The organism is Mycobacterium sp. THU-M104, from assembly GCF_049197365.1.
Classification (GTDB): Bacteria; Actinomycetota; Actinomycetes; order Mycobacteriales; family Mycobacteriaceae; genus Mycobacterium.
In genome coordinates this window covers 27,797-42,596 of record NZ_JBMIOP010000081.1, presented here as the reverse complement: position 1 = coordinate 42,596, position 14,800 = coordinate 27,797, and the positions used below count along the sequence as shown (strand labels likewise).

At 64.6% G+C, this 14,800-nt stretch carries 16 protein-coding genes; 11 read left to right on the top strand and 5 right to left on the bottom strand.

All coding sequences use genetic code 11. The features are described from left to right. Positions 1–375: 375 nt before the first annotated feature. The 4 genes from istA to ACOJVU_RS07755 all read left to right on the top strand — a co-directional run bounded on the left by istA (position 376) and on the right by ACOJVU_RS07755 (position 4,895). A complete protein-coding gene (gene istA, locus ACOJVU_RS07770; RefSeq protein WP_421529237.1) occupies positions 376–1,905 on the top strand; it encodes an IS21 family transposase in 1,530 nt (509 codons plus the stop codon). Then, positions 1,902–2,696: an IS21-like element helper ATPase IstB gene (gene istB, locus ACOJVU_RS07765; protein WP_421529236.1), complete on the top strand. Its 795-nt coding sequence runs from the start codon at positions 1,902–1,904 to the stop codon at positions 2,694–2,696. The genes istA and istB overlap by 4 nt, the downstream gene beginning before the upstream one ends. A 336-nt stretch (positions 2,697–3,032) precedes the next feature. Continuing rightward, on the top strand, positions 3,033–4,112 hold the full coding sequence (bioB, locus tag ACOJVU_RS07760) for a biotin synthase BioB (RefSeq protein WP_421529235.1): 1,080 nt from the start codon (positions 3,033–3,035) through the stop codon (positions 4,110–4,112). Positions 4,113–4,130: 18 nt separating this feature from the next. After that, a complete protein-coding gene (locus ACOJVU_RS07755; RefSeq protein ID WP_421529234.1) occupies positions 4,131–4,895 on the top strand; it encodes a maleylpyruvate isomerase N-terminal domain-containing protein in 765 nt (254 codons plus the stop codon). A gap of 112 nt (positions 4,896–5,007) precedes the next feature. Here ACOJVU_RS07755 and ACOJVU_RS07750 read toward each other — a convergent pair whose 3' ends face one another. Further along, positions 5,008–5,841, bottom strand: a complete 834-nt coding sequence (locus ACOJVU_RS07750) for an alpha/beta fold hydrolase (protein ID WP_421529233.1) — start codon at positions 5,839–5,841, stop codon at positions 5,008–5,010. 88 nt (positions 5,842–5,929) lie between these two features. Here ACOJVU_RS07750 and ACOJVU_RS07745 point away from each other — a divergent pair, with 88 nt between their 5' ends. Then, positions 5,930–6,340 carry a helix-turn-helix domain-containing protein gene (locus ACOJVU_RS07745; RefSeq protein ID WP_421529232.1) on the top strand — a complete coding sequence of 137 codons (411 nt, stop codon included), beginning with the start codon at positions 5,930–5,932 and terminating at the stop codon, positions 6,338–6,340. A gap of 3 nt (positions 6,341–6,343) precedes the next feature. Here ACOJVU_RS07745 and ACOJVU_RS07740 read toward each other — a convergent pair whose 3' ends face one another. Continuing rightward, positions 6,344–7,579 carry an IS256 family transposase gene (locus ACOJVU_RS07740; RefSeq protein WP_421529231.1) on the bottom strand — a complete coding sequence of 412 codons (1,236 nt, stop codon included), beginning with the start codon at positions 7,577–7,579 and terminating at the stop codon, positions 6,344–6,346. Between the two features lie 58 nt (positions 7,580–7,637). Here ACOJVU_RS07740 and ACOJVU_RS07735 point away from each other — a divergent pair, with 58 nt between their 5' ends. Then, on the top strand, positions 7,638–7,991 hold the full coding sequence (locus tag ACOJVU_RS07735) for a hypothetical protein (RefSeq protein ID WP_421529230.1): 354 nt from the start codon (positions 7,638–7,640) through the stop codon (positions 7,989–7,991). Positions 7,992–8,073: 82 nt separating this feature from the next. Here ACOJVU_RS07735 and ACOJVU_RS07730 read toward each other — a convergent pair whose 3' ends face one another. After that, positions 8,074–9,084 (bottom strand): hypothetical protein, encoded by a 1,011-nt coding sequence (locus ACOJVU_RS07730; RefSeq protein WP_421529229.1) that lies wholly within the window; start codon positions 9,082–9,084, stop codon positions 8,074–8,076. A 215-nt stretch (positions 9,085–9,299) separates the two neighbouring features. Between ACOJVU_RS07730 and ACOJVU_RS07725 the strand changes: the two genes are divergently transcribed. The 4 genes from ACOJVU_RS07725 to ACOJVU_RS07710 all read left to right on the top strand — a co-directional run bounded on the left by ACOJVU_RS07725 (position 9,300) and on the right by ACOJVU_RS07710 (position 11,894). Next, on the top strand, positions 9,300–10,274 hold the full coding sequence (locus ACOJVU_RS07725) for an alpha/beta fold hydrolase (RefSeq protein WP_421529228.1): 975 nt from the start codon (positions 9,300–9,302) through the stop codon (positions 10,272–10,274). A gap of 90 nt (positions 10,275–10,364) precedes the next feature. Beyond that, positions 10,365–10,739, top strand: coding sequence for a maleylpyruvate isomerase N-terminal domain-containing protein (locus ACOJVU_RS07720; protein WP_421529227.1), 375 nt, complete (start codon positions 10,365–10,367; stop codon positions 10,737–10,739). A 32-nt stretch (positions 10,740–10,771) separates the two neighbouring features. Further along, positions 10,772–11,095 carry a transposase gene (locus tag ACOJVU_RS07715; protein WP_421529226.1) on the top strand — a complete coding sequence of 108 codons (324 nt, stop codon included), beginning with the start codon at positions 10,772–10,774 and terminating at the stop codon, positions 11,093–11,095. Between the two features lie 127 nt (positions 11,096–11,222). Next, the gene (locus ACOJVU_RS07710; protein ID WP_421529225.1) at positions 11,223–11,894 is read left to right on the top strand and encodes an O-methyltransferase; all 672 of its coding nucleotides are present in this window, start codon (positions 11,223–11,225) and stop codon (positions 11,892–11,894) included. Between the two features lie 406 nt (positions 11,895–12,300). Here ACOJVU_RS07710 and ACOJVU_RS07705 read toward each other — a convergent pair whose 3' ends face one another. Continuing rightward, positions 12,301–13,068: a maleylpyruvate isomerase N-terminal domain-containing protein gene (locus ACOJVU_RS07705; protein ID WP_421529224.1), complete on the bottom strand. Its 768-nt coding sequence runs from the start codon at positions 13,066–13,068 to the stop codon at positions 12,301–12,303. A 97-nt stretch (positions 13,069–13,165) separates the two neighbouring features. Here ACOJVU_RS07705 and ACOJVU_RS07700 point away from each other — a divergent pair, with 97 nt between their 5' ends. Continuing rightward, a complete protein-coding gene (locus tag ACOJVU_RS07700) occupies positions 13,166–13,954 on the top strand; it encodes an ArsR/SmtB family transcription factor (protein WP_421529223.1) in 789 nt (262 codons plus the stop codon). Positions 13,955–14,270: 316 nt separating this feature from the next. Here ACOJVU_RS07700 and ACOJVU_RS07695 read toward each other — a convergent pair whose 3' ends face one another. After that, complete coding sequence (locus ACOJVU_RS07695) at positions 14,271–14,786, bottom strand: DUF6262 family protein (protein ID WP_421529222.1); 516 nt, start codon at positions 14,784–14,786, stop codon at positions 14,271–14,273. Between the last annotated feature and the right edge of the window lie 14 nt (positions 14,787–14,800).

Here is a 14,800-nt window from a genome sequence, read left to right as displayed (position 1 = left end):
GTGCCTTCTATCGGGGTAGAAGCTCGCTATCTAGCATTTTCGCGGGTCAGCGGTCATTGTGTCGTGCACGACAGGTGTTGCGTAGCGCGACACGCACCTTCACCCCGAACCTCCCGCAGCTGTCCTGAATCGCAAGGTAAACGGGCTTCGTCTGGGCATTCGCTGCCACCCCGCGAACTGCGGCCAGCCTCTGAGTGTGGTCACCTGACTTGGCCCCACTTTGGTCGGTGTTCTTCACCAATTTTGGCCCCGGTGGGTTGGTGACCGTTTCCGGCCGGGTGGGGCGGTGTGTCGTCACGAATTTTGGCCCCACCCTCGTTCAGATCGTTCCTGTCGCGCCGTCGTCCCTGGCGGTCGCCAGGGAGGTCGGTCAGGATGCGGTCACGCGTGGAACTGTTCGAGAAGATCAGGAGGGACCGGCGGCTGGAGGGCTTGTCGATCCGTGAGTTGGCGGATCGCCATGGCACCCATCGCCGGACGGTGCGCCAGGCCTTGGCGGATGCGGTGCCGCCGCCGCGCAAGGTCTATCCGGCGCGGCCCCGGCCGGCGATCGATGAGTGGGCGACGGTGATCGACGCGTGGCTGATCGCCGACAAGGACGCTCCGCGCAAGCAGCGCCATACCGCCCGGCGGATCTGGCAGCGTTTGGTCGCTGAGCACGGGGCCACGTGCGCGGAGGTCACGGTGTCGCGTTACGTCGCGCGTCGCCGGGTAGAGCTGGGGCTCGACCACCAGGAGGTGTCGGTCCCGCAAACCCACGAGGCTGGTGCCGAAGCCGAGGTCGACTTCGGCGAGTTCTACGCCACGATCGCCGGGCTGGTGGTCAAGTGCTGGATGTTCGTGATGCGACTGTCGCACTCGGGCAAAGCGTTTCACGTCGCGTTCGCCACCCAGGCCCAAGAGGCGTTCTTGGAGGGCCACGTGTTGGCTTTCGAGTACTTCGGCGGGGTGCCGGCCCGGATCCGGTACGACAACCTCAAACCCGCCGTCATCCGGGTCCTCAAGGGCCGTGACCGTGCCGAATCCGAACGGTTCACCGCGCTGCGCAGCCACTACGGGTTCGACTCGTTCTTCTGCCGTCCCGGGGTGGACGGGGCCCACGAGAAGGGCGGTGTGGAGGGCGAGATCGGCCGTTTCCGGCGCCGCCACCTCGTCCCCGTCCCCGTCGCGGCGTGTCTGGCTGAGCTCAACGAGCTGATCGCGGTCGCCGATCGGCTCGACGACGACCGGGTGATCACCGGCCGCCCGATCACCGTCGGGGCGGCGTTCAGCGCCGAAGCCGGTGCGTTGATGGGATTGCCGGCCGAGGGGTTCGACTGCGCGAGGCTGCTGCATGCGCGGGTCGACAATCGGGCCAGAGTGTCTGTGCGGCAATGCTTCTACTCCGTGCCGGCCCGTTACGCCGGGCGGCGTCTGCCGGTGCGTCTGGCCGCCCGGACCGTCGAGATCTATGACGGTCCCCGGCTGGTGGCCCGCCACGAACGCGCGGCCGGACGCTACGTGGAAGTCCTGTGCCTGGATCACTATCTGGAAGTCCTGGCGACCAAACCCGGGGCGCTGCCCGGGGCGACCGCCCTGGCACAAGCCAAAGCCCGCGGGGTGTTCACCGGCAGCCATCAGTCCTACTGGGATGCCGCTCGCACCGCCCGCGGCGACGCGAAGGGAACCCGCGCCCTGATCACGGTCCTGCTGGCCCACCGCAGCCTGCCGGCCGGCGCGCTGATCACCGCGATGGACCGCGCGGTGGCGTCGGGATGCCTGGACCCCGAAGCGGTGATCATCGATGCCCGCCGCGACACCAGCCCGCTGGCCCCTGTGGCCGCGATCGGCGCCCTGGCCCGATACGACCGGCCCGCACCCTCGCTGACCGACTACGACGACCTGCTGACCGGAAGTGACTCATGACCACCACCACAACCCTGGCGACCGCTGACGCCGCCGCCCAAGCCTCCATCGGTGCCGCCGCCCGCGAACTGCACCTGCCCACGGTGCGTACCGAAGCCGCCCGGCTGGCCGAGATCGCCGACCGGGAACGCCACACCCATCTGCGCTACCTCGCCGAAGTCTTGGCCGCCGAGGTCGACGACCGCACCGAACGGCGCCGCGCACGACGCATCAACGACGCCAAGTTCCCCAGGGTGAAACGGTTGGTGGAGTTCAATATCGACGCCGTACCCTCCATCACCCCAGCCCTGCTGGGACAGCTGGCTGCCGGGCACTACATGGATGCCGGTGAGCCGGTCGTGCTGCTCGGGAACTCCGGAACCGGCAAGTCGCATCTGCTCATCGGTTTGGGGCTGGCAGCCTGCGAGCAGGGCCGCCGAGTCCGCTACGTCACCACCGCACAACTGGTCAACGAACTCGTCGAAGCCGCCGACGAACGCGTCCTGTCTCGGGTCGTGGCCCGCTACGGGCGCCTTGACCTGCTCTGCCTCGATGAACTCGGATACGTCCAAATCGACCCTCGCGGAGCCGAATTGCTCTTCCAGATCATCACCGAACGCGAAGAACGCGCCTCCGTGGCCATCGCCACCAACCTGCCCTTCAGTGAATGGGGCACCGTCTTCCCCGACCCACGCCTGGTCGCTGCCATCGTCGACCGCGTCACCTTCAACGCCCACATCCTCGAGACCGGCACCAAGTCCTACCGACTACGCACCAGCAAGACCGCCAGCCGAGCCAAACGCGCCGACTAGCCAAAACTGGGGCCAAAATTCATGACGACGGTGGGGCCAAATCACTTGACGAAACGCAAGCCTCCACCACAAGTGGCGATACCGAACCAAACCGATCCCATCTCAGCCCACCGTGTAGCGAGCCGGTCGGCCGTCTCAACAAGGGATCCCCCGCGGACACGCGAACCTCTCGCGAGGGTGCGTCCGGTTGGGATTGGACGTGTGTACGTGCGTCCTCCGATCAACACGTTTTACCGTTACTTTAGAGTACGTTTACTTTTCTTATTTTTGAATGTACGGTCGATCGCCAACGGCTGGAGACGACTCTGATTGGCAAACAAGGAAGGGCGAGCCACGTTGGCTGACACGCGATTCGACGAACACCTACCAGCGATCACGGAAAAAGCCCTGCACGGTGATCATGTTGACCGTGATGAGTTGCTGGCCGTGTTAGCCAGCAGCGACGAGGAGCTACTTGATGTAGTCGCGGCCGCCGGGCGGGTGCGGCGAAAGTTCTTCGGGCGTCGCGTCAAGCTCAACTACCTGGTGAATATGAAATCGGGCATATGTCCAGAAGATTGCAGCTACTGCTCCCAGCGGCTGGGGTCGACCGCCGACATCATGAAGTACTCCTGGATCAGCAGCGCTGAAGCCGCTGAACACGCGCAGCAAGCGATCGATGCCGGCGCCAAACGCATCTGCCTGGTTGCCTCCGGCCGCGGACCCGGCGACCGTGACATCGACCGCGTCGCCGATACGGTCGCCGCGATCAAGGACTTCGCCCCGGCGATAGAGGTCTGCGCCTGCCTGGGCATCCTGCAACAAGGCCACGCTGATCGGCTGCGCGACGCCGGCATCGACATCTACAACCACAACCTCAACACCAGCGCCGACAACTACGCGAAGATCTGCTCCACCCACACCTTCGACGACCGGGTGGCCACCATCACCGACGCCAAAACCGCTGGGCTGTCACCGTGCTCGGGCGCTATCTTCGGCATGGGCGAATCCGACGCCGACACCGTCGATGTGGCACTGGCCCTGCGTGCCGTCGACCCGGACTCGGTGCCGATCAACTTTCTGATCCCCTTCAATGGCACCCCGCTAGGCGGGCATTGGGAGCTGACCCCCCAACGCTGCCTGCGCATCCTGGCGATGTTCCGATTCGCCTTCCCCGACGTTGAAGTCCGCGTCGGTGGTGGACGCGAAATCCACCTGCGCAGCCTGCAGCCATTGGCGCTGCACCTCGCCAACTCGATATTCGTGGGTGACTATCTGACCAGCGAAGGACAGCCCGGCCGAACAGATCGAGCGATGATCGCCGACGCCGGCTTCGTGATCGAGGGTGCCGACGAAACCACCCTGCCCGCTCACCGCCACGACCTCGTCGTCACTCGCCACCGCGGCGCGGGCGGCACCGCACCCGCCAACACCTGAAGACGAGAGGTCAACCAGATGCTCAGCGAACGGCAACCACCGCGGCTTCGCGCTGGACGGAGCGCCCGAGCACCCCAACTGCTGCCGATATCCGATGCTGAGGCCGCATACCGCCTCGTCCACCGACGCGTCGATGCGCTGCTGCGTGGCCGCGCTGACGTCGCCGAACTGACCGTGCCCGCCTGCCCCGACTGGACCGTCCATCAGACCGTTGCCCACCTGACCGGCATCGCCCAGGATATCGCCACCGGCAATCTCGACGATGTAGGCAGCCAGGCGTGGACCCAGGCTCAAGTCGAGCGGCTCGATGGGCTCAGCATCGACGAGCTGCTCGACCTGTGGGCGCAGTCGATCGACCCGCTCGCCGCACAGCTCACCCTGGGCCCGAAACTCGCCGCCGGGCAGCTTGTTTTCGACGCGCTCACCCACGAACACGACATCCGCGGTTCTCTGGGCGAGGCTGGCTGCCGCGTCGGCGATCTCAGCTACCAGGTCGCGCTGGGATTCTTGGCCACGATGTTTGATCTGGCCTTCCGCCACACCGGACAGGCTGCGATGCGGCTGACCACCCCGTCGATTGGAACCGTGCAACTGGGTGATCCTGACGCCGCGGCGGATCTGCTGGCCATCGGACTCTCCGACTTCGACGCGCTGCGCGCCTTCGGCGGACGACGCAGTGTGCGGCAACTGTCAGCGCTGCCGTGGCACGGAGATCCACCGAATCCGCCGCCGGCCGCCAGAAACCACGCCATACGACCGCCAAACAACGACCTCATCGAATGATGCGGTCACACCTACGGATGTGGCTGACGGGGCGTGTAACGGTTACCGATGGTGATCCGTACACATCCGTGGCCTCGGCATTGCCGCGGGTCCGGTGTGATAGAGGAGTGGTTCAGCGGGTGAGGAATGTTTTGATCTGCGTGGCGACGTGTTCGGGTTGGTCGAGCATGACGAGGACGTAGGCGTCGTCAACGAACCGCAGTTGCGCGTTGGGTAGCAGCGCACCCAGCCGTTGGGCGTGCGTGGCGGGCATCAGCGGGTTGTGACTCCACAAAATCAGCGCCGGGCGGTCGAACTCAGCCAGCCGGTTGGTGGACCGGACGAGATTGTCACCGTCGAGCGGGGTCCGACAGTATTTCGCCAGGTCACCCCGAATCCGGTTGTCACGCAGGGCGTGAGCCAGCCAGGCATCGACAAGCTGCTGGGAGACAGGCCTTTTCGCCATCATCCCGAAGACCGGCCGTTGTCGCCGTAGCCAACCCACCTGCAGCATCCGCAACGACATCCTCAGACTGAGGTCGTTGCGGGCCGCGACCACGGCGAGCCTGCCCGGGATTCCCGGTGGAAAGTTATCGAACGCTTCACACGGGCAGATGACCAACCGGCCCACCCGCTTGTCGCGGCCGACATCGGTGAGAAACAACGGCCCGCCCCAATCGGCAACCACCAGGGTGACAGCGGACAAGTCCAATGCGTCAATGAAGTCGGCCACGATGCCGACTATCCCCGCCATGCTCAGGTCAGCGTCGGGACGCATCGGGATGCGGTGCCCGCCCAACGGCAGCACCGGTAGCAGGTAACGGAAGCCGTTTGGTAGCAGCGGCAGCGTGTCGTTCCACAGCGTGTCGTTCATCAGCAGGCCATGCAGCAACACAACCGGTGGACCATCCGATGTGCCCTCGTCGCGGTATTCGATGGTCCCGGCAGCAACGTCGATGGACTTCATCGACTCAACTTCCATTAGAGCAGGTGTTCTAGAGCGATTGGTCTAGTCTCGCAGTCGGGAGGTGGTGATGGCAAGGTCTACCCGAGAGGTGATCCTGACCGCAGCGGCCGAACTGATGCGTCGCAAAGGCTACGGGGCGGTCGCCGTGAAAGACATTGTGGCCGCATCCGGCGCTCCAATCGGGTCGTTGTACCACCATTTCCGCGGTGGTAAAGTGCAGATCGCGCGTGAGGCGTTGAGCAATGCCGGGGCCGCGTACGCGCTATTGGTCCCGTCGATCGTTGACATCTACACCGATCTGGGTGAGGCGATCGAGGCGGTGTTCACCCAAGCCGCTGAGGACATGACCGCGACTGGCTTTGCCAACATGTGCCCAGTCGCCAGCGTCGCCGCTGAAGTGGCCGACACCGTCGAAGAGTTACGCGAAGATAGCGTCCCGCGGATTGGTGGACTTCGGATCTGGCGTGGTTCACGCGTTGTGATCAGCGAGTCATGTTGAAAGCTAGGTGATTTGGTGTTGTTTCGCAAGTGCTGCCGCGGCGTGTTTCTTGTCGATGACGGCCCGTAGTTCGTCCATGGAGACATCGGAGAGGTAGCGGCGGGTGACTTGCCATTCGTCGTGGGCTTCGATGACCACCGCGGTGGCCAGGCGCAGGAACGCCGCGGGGTTGGGGAAGATCTCCACGACATCGGCGCGGCGCTTGATCTCCTTGTTGAGCCGTTCGATCGGATTGTTCGACCAGATCTTCTGCCAGTGCGCCTTCGGGAATGCGGTGAACGCCAGCACGTCGGTCTTGGCGTCGCCCATCATGGCGGCCGCCTTCGGGAAGCTGCCCGCCAGGGTGTCGGCGACGCGGTCCCATTGGGCGGCGACGTCGGCGGGGTCGGTGTGAGCGAAGATGGTCTTGACGGCCGCGGTCACCGCCGGGGCGTGTTTGGCCGATACCGCGGTGTGCAGATTGCGCATGAAGTGCACCCGGCAGCGCTGCCACGAAGAGTTGGTGAACTGTTGTGCCACAGCGGCTTTGAGTCCGGCGTGCGCATCGGAGATGACTAGGTGCACCCCCGAGAGTCCACGGGCGCGCAGGGAGGCCAGGAACTCGCGCCAGAACTCGTAGGACTCGCTGTCACCAACAGCGGTGCCCAGCACTTCGCGGGTGCCGTCGATGGATACCCCGGTGGCCACCACCAGGGCCTGGGAGACCACGTGCGCCCCGACGCGGACCTTGCAGAAGGTGGCGTCGCAGAACACGTAGGGAAACTCGGTGTGGGCCAGGCTACGGGTGCGAAACGCCTCGATCTCGTTGTCCAGGCCCGCGCAGATGCGCGAGACCTCGGATTTGGACACCCCGGCCTGCACGCCCATCGCGGCGACCAGGTCATCGACACTGCGGGTCGACACCCCGTGCACGTAGGCCTCCATGATCACCGCGTGCAACGCGCGGTCGATACGGCGGCGCCGCTCCAACAGCGACGGGAAGAACGACCCGGCCCGCAGCTTGGGGATCTGCACCTCGACGTCGCCGGCGGTCGTGGATACCGTCTTGGGCCGGTGCCCATTGCGGTGCGTGCCGCGTCCGCCGGTGCGTTCGTAGCGGCCGGCGCCGATCGCCTCGGTGGCCTCGGCCTCGATTAGCGCCTGCAGCCCGACGCGGATCAGCTCGGCGAACACCGCCCCGGCATCAGCGGACTTCAGCGCATCGAGCTGAGCGAGCAAGGCAGACTGGTCTTGGGTCATCGTGTGGTGTGTCCTTTTCGTGAGTCACTTTGGTAGGTAACTCACTGACCACTACGCGATGGCCCACCCCAACACCGTCAACGACACACCCGGCACATCAGCCCCAGGCCCGAAACCCCACCACCCCAGGGGACCTACCCTACGCGAAACCGCGGCAACGGTGTTCACCGCTTGGTTCGACGGCGGCACAGCCTACTTCGACCACCGCGGCTTGCCACACGTCACGGCCCGAGAACTGACAGTGGCTCTCGTCACCGCCCTGGAGGGGGCTTTCATCCTGGCCCGTACGTTGCGAGACAGCGAACCGCTACTTGTATCCGGACGAGCGTTGAGTAGGCAGTACCGCGGCATCAGACTGCAACCGCTCGACACTGCAAGTTCCGGTTTGCCGCAGCCCAGCCGCCACCCTTGAACAAGAAACAGGCTGTGTCCGCAGCCGATCGGCAATCGTTACAACCTTCGGGGCTGGACATGTCGTTGGCCGGTTCGGTCAGTCAAATGTTTATGTGATCTTTGTATGGGGCGTCGGGTGGGATCTGTAGGACCTCGATCAGCTCGGATGCGCAGAGTTGGTCGACGAGTTCGTGGGCGCCACCGATGAACGTGGAGTCGTCGTCGATCTCGGTTGCCACACACCAGGCGTGGTCGGCTGGCCAGAAGAAGCTCGGTGACTGGGCGATGAAAAAGTCCTCGTTGACCCAGTATCCGATCCGCGCGGCGGCACCGATGTCATCTTCGAATAGGTAGTAGTTGCGATCGGGCGGCAGTGAGAAAGTGGGACCGCTTACGTCGAGTTGCCATTCGGTCGGCGCGGGCTCGGGCCGATGAACGTCTTCTGGTATTAGCCCGTCGGGGGCGTAGTAGGAGGTCACCGAAGACGGCAATGTCATGAATCCCGTGCTGTGGGACTGTTCATGTAGCCAGCCCCAGCCCTCCCAGACCGCGAAGTAGCAGACCTGTGGGGTAGTGGTGTGGCGAGCCAGTGTTGTGCACAGTGCATCGAGTGCCCAGGAAGCCAGCTCTCCCGTGGACGGGTCTTGTGGCAGGCCGGATTGGGTTTGTTGCCAATTTTGCCGATCCTGCGCGCTGATCGGCGGCGGCGAGCCGATTATCTGCTCCCGATCAATAGGGCGACCGGCGGCAAGCGCAGTAGCTGCGTTCGTTGCCGCCCCGACCATCCAGCCGATCAGCTCTGAGATAACCGGGTCGTCGGGTGGCTGACCGCGCTTTCGTTGCCCCTGCGCGTTCGGTGAGGACGGGGAACTGATCTTTTCCCACTGCGCCGACGCGTGCAGGGTGCGATCGTTGGCCCGGGCTATCGCCGCCCAGTTCCACGAGCCGGGATGATCGTCGAGGGGATGCAACAGCCGCGCGTAGGCCTCAAAACCCCCGCCGACCCTGCCCTCCGGCCAGTGCAGATCGTCAAACAGGTCCACGCGTTCAATCAACCACTGAGCCGGCTCGGCTGAGACGGCACGTCGCGGCGGCCGGTGATCGTGATCCACCCTGTCCCCCATCCCGCGGCCAATAGCAACGCGAGCCTGTTCGACGCATCCAGCGGGTCAGCAATGGTCGTCGCTGACAACAACACCGGTGCCGAAGCGTTGGAAGTGCCAATATTTTAGAGGTGATCGGCGGGGGTGTGTCGGGCAGGGTAGCCGCGAACACGTACGCACGTCGATCGATCAACGAACACTCCCCGCTCCGCTAGCCTTTGCGGGTGATTAACGAGGATCAGCAGCGTCTGGTTGACACCAATGGTGTCCAGTTGCGGGTCATCGAAGCCGGTGATCGCGGTGCCCCGACGGTGATCCTGGCGCACGGCTTTCCTAGGCTCGGCTACTCGTGGCGCCACATCGTTCCCGCGCTGGTGGACGCCGGCTATCACGTGCTCGCCCCGGATCAGCGCGGGTACGGCGGATCGTCTCGTCCAGAAGGCATCGATGACTATGACATCACTGCACTCACTGCGGATCTGGTCGGTCTGCTCGACGACACCGGCGCAAGGCGTGCGGTCTGGGTCGGCCAAGACTTGGGTGGCATGGTGGTGTGGGCGGCAGCGCATCTGCACCCGGATCGAGTCGCCGGGATCGTCGGGCTGAATTTTCCGCCGGTTCCCCGGGGAAAGCTGCCCCCAACCCAGGCGTACCGCAAGATGGTCGGCGACAGCTTCCTGTACATGCTCTACTTCCAGCAGCCCGGGATCGCCGACGCCGAACTCGACGCAGATCCCGCCCGAACGCTGCGCCGGATGATCAGCTTCGACCTGCAATCACTCACCGACCCTGACGTTGCGATTCGGATGACCACCCCCGGGCCGATCGGCTTCATCGACCGCCTTCCCGAGCCCGGCGAGCCACCCAACTGGCTCAGTGCCAGCGAGTTCGACTACTACGTAACCGAATTCACCCGCACCGGGTTCACCGGCGGGCTCAACTGGTACCGCAACTTCGACCGCAACTGGCAGATCCTCGCCGAACCGCCGGCACCCACTGTCGTGGTGCCGGCGCTGGTCATCGTCGGAACCAACGACCCGACACAGGGCTTCACTCCCCGCCACCGGGCCACCGAGGTGGCCACCGGCCCTTACCGCGAGGTCGCCCTGGACGGCGCGGGCCACTGGCTGCAGGAGGAACGCGCCGACGAGGTCAACGCAGAACTCCTACGATTCCTAGCCGACTTAAAGTGGGGCTGATCGCTCGACGCATGCGGCTGTCCGGATAGCGATCTCGACGAAGACGGGGTCCATACGATGGGGGCGGCCGTTTGGGTGTCATACGGACGGATGTTCGCCGGCGTGAACCTCTACCACTTCACCGGCGGGCCCTGTGCCGAACTGGTCGCCCCCGGCGCGGCTCGCGCCGGGGGCGACCACGAGATCACGACGATCATCGCCGTCGGCAATCACAGCCGTGGCCCATTTCGGGCCTCTGCGGGGCCTGCCGGGGCGATCCCGCCGACCTCGGCCAGCGTTGCCATCGTGGTGGATACAGAGCTCGTGGACGCGACCGACCTCGACGCCCTGGACCGCGCAACACAGGCGTTTTCCCAGCTTCTCAGATCACTAGAGCCCGCCACCATGCAGCGGCGAACCGATTGCGGTGACTGGACGGTCAACGATGTCGCCAATCATGTCTGCGGCGGAGTGGAAATCCCCTGAAAGCGTGGAGGCATGCACTATGAGGGATAGGCATGTCAGAGAAACGCAGGAAGTTCGACCAGGAGTTCCGTGAGGGGGCGGTACGGATTGTCCGGGATACCGGTAAGCCGATCGCCCAGGTGGCCCGCGACCTCGGGGTCCACGCGGGCACCTTGGGTAATTGGGTGTCCAAAGACCGAGCGGAACGCGAAGGTACGCAAGGGCTTTCGACCGGTGATTTCGACGAGTTGAAGCGACTGCGCTCGATCTTGCAGGCAGAGCGTGAACACGGATACTTCGCCAGCAGCCCGCCAGCAGATCCACTCGCTCCCGCGCCGATACGACTCTTGGCTCTCACCGGACGGGCCACGTCCTAACCTGAACCAGGCGCACCCACCCCGCCGGCCCCACAACCCAATCCAGCTGTCACCAGGCATCCCGTTTCCGCTTACTGCAGGGTGAACACTGAATCGACTCGCTGCGACATCTGTCTATGCTCATCTGGTGCTGGGCGAGTTGAACGCAATGCTGGATCGGTTGTACGCCAGCAGTGTCGAGCAGGAAAAAGACATCGCAGATTTCTTTGCCGGGCGCGCCGGCGCGGGATCGAAAGGTTGGGGCACCCTCGACGAGGACAGCACGCAGTTCTTGGCTGACAAGCTCGTCGCGCTCGACCGGGACAAAGCGTTGTTCTGCCATCAACTCTGTGTCGCGTTGCGCGCCCGACGGGTCGTGGAAGCCGGTACCTCCCATGGCGTCTCGACGCTGCAACTTGCTCACGCAGTCCAGCTCGTCGCTGCTCGCGAGCACAATCCTGGTGTCGTGATCGCCACCGAGTACGAACCGAACAAAGCAGCTATCGCCAGACGCAACCTCGACGCCGCGAACCTGGCTGATGTCGTCGACCTCCGCGAAGGTGACTTTCGCCAAACCCTGCAAGTCATCGAGGGCCCGGTCGATTTCGCGCTCATCGACACTTGGATCGAGATGGCCAGACCAGCGCTCGAACTGATCACCCCACACCTACGACCGGGAGCAATCGTCATCGCCGACAACACGACCACCTACGCCGACGGCTACGCCGACTACTTCGCGTTCATCAACGATCCAGCCAACGGCCTCGTTACCCAGACGCTTCCGTTCGCCGGTGGCCTGGAACTAACCGTCAAGCAATAGCCCCACGCCGCAAACGGCGGATCCACAACTTTTGACAACGGCCGAGGACGGCGGTTCCGTTCTCGATGGTGGGAGAAATCCAAGTCGCGTCCCAGCGTGGTTGGGGAGCACGACGCAGAGGTACGTGTGGCGCACCCCGTCGCTTGAATAACCGCAACCAGATCATCGGCCATCGCGGCGACATCGTGATGCGCTGGGCCATCAGAGCACCCACTGCCGGCGCGGTCGTAAGTCAGCACAGTCGCAAACGAGGCAAGGCGCTTCTCCAGGACACCGTAGGCGCCCGTGCTGCCTTCACCAGCACCAACCATGCCACCGGCCTCAAGCACGATCGTTGGGCAACTGTCCCGCACGCGGACACACACCGCGCGATCACAGATCGGTGACCGGTCACCGGTCACGGAATTCAGTAGCCGGACAGGAGGGCTTGGAGGCGCGCAAGCAGCGGCTGAGCCATGTGGCTGCGAAATCGGCCCCGCTGGTCGGGTCGGCGTCCCCAGATGATCAGCGTCCGTGCCGCGGCGTCGACCTCGGCGTAGGGCTCATCGGTGTCATCATCGGCCAACTGCAGAGCGGCCTGGCCGGATTGCACCACCACCCGTACGTCGCGGGCGCCGTCGGCCCGCAGGCGAACGTGAAAGTCCTCTCCGGCTGCCGGATCTTGTTGGGAGCCTCTCAATACGAGCATCGGACCGAGGACGCTGACGGCGTGTTCGGTCAGCGCGGGCTGGGCCAGTAGGTGGCGAGTGATGTCGTCGTCGCCGGCGAAATCCCAGCGATGGACGGCGAACTCACTGCGCATGTGCGGGACGAACTTCGCCACCGGCATCTGGCGTCCGGTCCAGGGAATGACCGCGTCAGGCTCCTGGGTCAGCACCTCATCGATGACGGATCGCAGCTTGTCTTCCTCGACCTCCAGACGCTTGCGAAGGGCCGAATCGTCCATGGCCCGGAAGGGGGCCTCGCGAACCTCGAAACTCTGGGTATCCGGTATCGGCTCGCCGCGGAGATAAGCCTCGAGATGCCGGGTGATCTCGGCCGCGCCGCCGGCCAGATGAGCGACGATCTCGTGGACGGTCCAGCCATCACAGGCGGTCACCACCTCAGGTGCGGTGTTGTGGAGGGCGTCAAGGAATGCCTCAAGCTCCTGGCTCCGTTCGCTCAGCGTGCCCATGATGTTCTTCGAACCTCCTCTGGTGTCTATCGCCGCCTCCACGCTAGGACCGAGAAAGTTCGACGGTCGTCGAAGTGAGCGCCGATATGCTGACGGTGTGGCCGATGCCCTTTCCTTCAACGCGCGGGCAGGGACCGCAGACAGGCCGGCGGGGTTCGGTGGGGATGCTGACATCGCAGCGGTGGGAGCTTTGCTGGCAGACCGGAGCCGCTGCCGAGTCCTTCTGGCTCTCGACGACGGGCGGGCGCTGCCAGCCAGCCGGCTGGCGGCTGAGGCCGGCGTTACCCCTGCCACCATCAGCAGCCACCTCGGCAAGCTTGTCGCCGCTGGCCTGATGAAAGTCGAGTGTTACGGGCGCAACCGCTACTACCGCCTTGCTGGCTCCGACGTCGGCCGGCTCATCGAGAACCTCACCCGACTCGCACCGGCTCAGCCGATCCGGTCGCTTCGCCAGGGCACCCGCGCCAACGCGCTGCGCGAAGCGCGCATCTGCTACGACCATCTAGCGGGCCGCCTCGCCGTCGCACTCATGCGCGTCATGCTTGAGCGAGAACAGATTAGCGGCGGCGACGGGATCTTCGACCCAGATCGGGCCGAGCATGACAAACGCACCGGTTATGGCCACGACGTCCACTACTGGCTCACCGCTCACGGGTACAGCTTCCTCACCGACTTCGGGGTGGCACTACCGCACCGCCCAGTCATCCGCTACTGCGTCGACTGGAGTGAACAGCGCCACCATCTCGCCGGTGCCGTCGGCCGCAGCCTGCTCAATCGGCTCCTGGAGCTCAACTGGATCTCCCGGTCGGGGACCGACCGCGCAGTGCGCGTCACCGCCACCGGCCGCGCCGGCTTCGGCCACTGGTTCGACTTTGCAGACTTCTGAGCTGGGAACCCAAAGATGCGTCCGCAGCCGAACCCCAACCGGACACCGGTCGCCGGAACCACCCGAACCGGCCGCCAACCCTCTGACCGCGCACATCGCTGAGCTGCGGCTTCTCAGTTGCCCGGTACGAATTGATTCTCAATGAGCTCCTGCTATCCGTGACACGCTCAGGGCGGTAGCGATCAGGTCTGTCGCCCGAGTTCCGCCGGCCGCATGCTGACGGATAAGCGAGGAATCTGGCCGTGCTTTTACACCGACTTTCGGACGCGACCTGATCGAGTCAGTGGTCGTCCAATTTGTCCGCTCGATCTCTGTGCTATTGCCGGCGCCGGTTGATGTCAGCCATGAGCTGTCGGTGTGCTTCTCGGGCTGCGGCGAGTTCGTCGTCGCGTTCCTCGAGTAGGTGCTTCATGTCGAGAAATTGCTGTTCGAGTTGGACGATCTTGGTCTCGAGGCCCGCGTGGTCTTGCCCTGCGCCGAGACCGGTGCGGTGAAATGCTTGCTCACCTAGGTATTCGGACAGGTGGCGTTCTAGATCGGCTATTTGGTTGGCGAGCCGCCGGTTGGTTTCCCGCAGGTTGAGGTTGTCAGCCTCCAGCGATCGGCGGGAGACGACTCCGGATCGCTCGCTCGACAATGCGGGTGGTTGGTCTGCTGCTTTGAAGACCTCTGCGCGGAGGTCGGGGTGTCGGTGGATGAAGGATCTGTGCACGCGGGCGGCGCGCGCTACAGAGGAGATCGAGATTTCAGAACTGTCGTCGACCAGTGCCTCCAATGCTTGGACCACACGCTGGCGGCGTTGGTCAACGTCGCGGCGGCGCGCGTCGGCCAAGGCGGTAGATGTCA

Bases quoted from the DNA above. Each gene is read 5' to 3' on its own strand.
- ACOJVU_RS07735 (WP_421529230.1), top strand. From the start codon at position 7,638: ATGGCCCACCCCAACACCGTCAACGACACACCCGGCACATCAGCCCCA.
- ACOJVU_RS07715 (WP_421529226.1), top strand. From the start codon at position 10,772: ATGTCAGAGAAACGCAGGAAGTTCGACCAGGAGTTCCGTGAGGGGGCG.
- istA (WP_421529237.1), top strand. From the start codon at position 376: ATGCGGTCACGCGTGGAACTGTTCGAGAAGATCAGGAGGGACCGGCGG.
- ACOJVU_RS07750 (WP_421529233.1), bottom strand. From the start codon at position 5,841: ATGAAGTCCATCGACGTTGCTGCCGGGACCATCGAATACCGCGACGAG.
- istB (WP_421529236.1), top strand. From the start codon at position 1,902: ATGACCACCACCACAACCCTGGCGACCGCTGACGCCGCCGCCCAAGCC.
- ACOJVU_RS07740 (WP_421529231.1), bottom strand. From the start codon at position 7,579: ATGACCCAAGACCAGTCTGCCTTGCTCGCTCAGCTCGATGCGCTGAAG.
- ACOJVU_RS07720 (WP_421529227.1), top strand. From the start codon at position 10,365: ATGTTCGCCGGCGTGAACCTCTACCACTTCACCGGCGGGCCCTGTGCC.
- ACOJVU_RS07755 (WP_421529234.1), top strand. From the start codon at position 4,131: ATGCTCAGCGAACGGCAACCACCGCGGCTTCGCGCTGGACGGAGCGCC.
- ACOJVU_RS07705 (WP_421529224.1), bottom strand. From the start codon at position 13,068: ATGGGCACGCTGAGCGAACGGAGCCAGGAGCTTGAGGCATTCCTTGAC.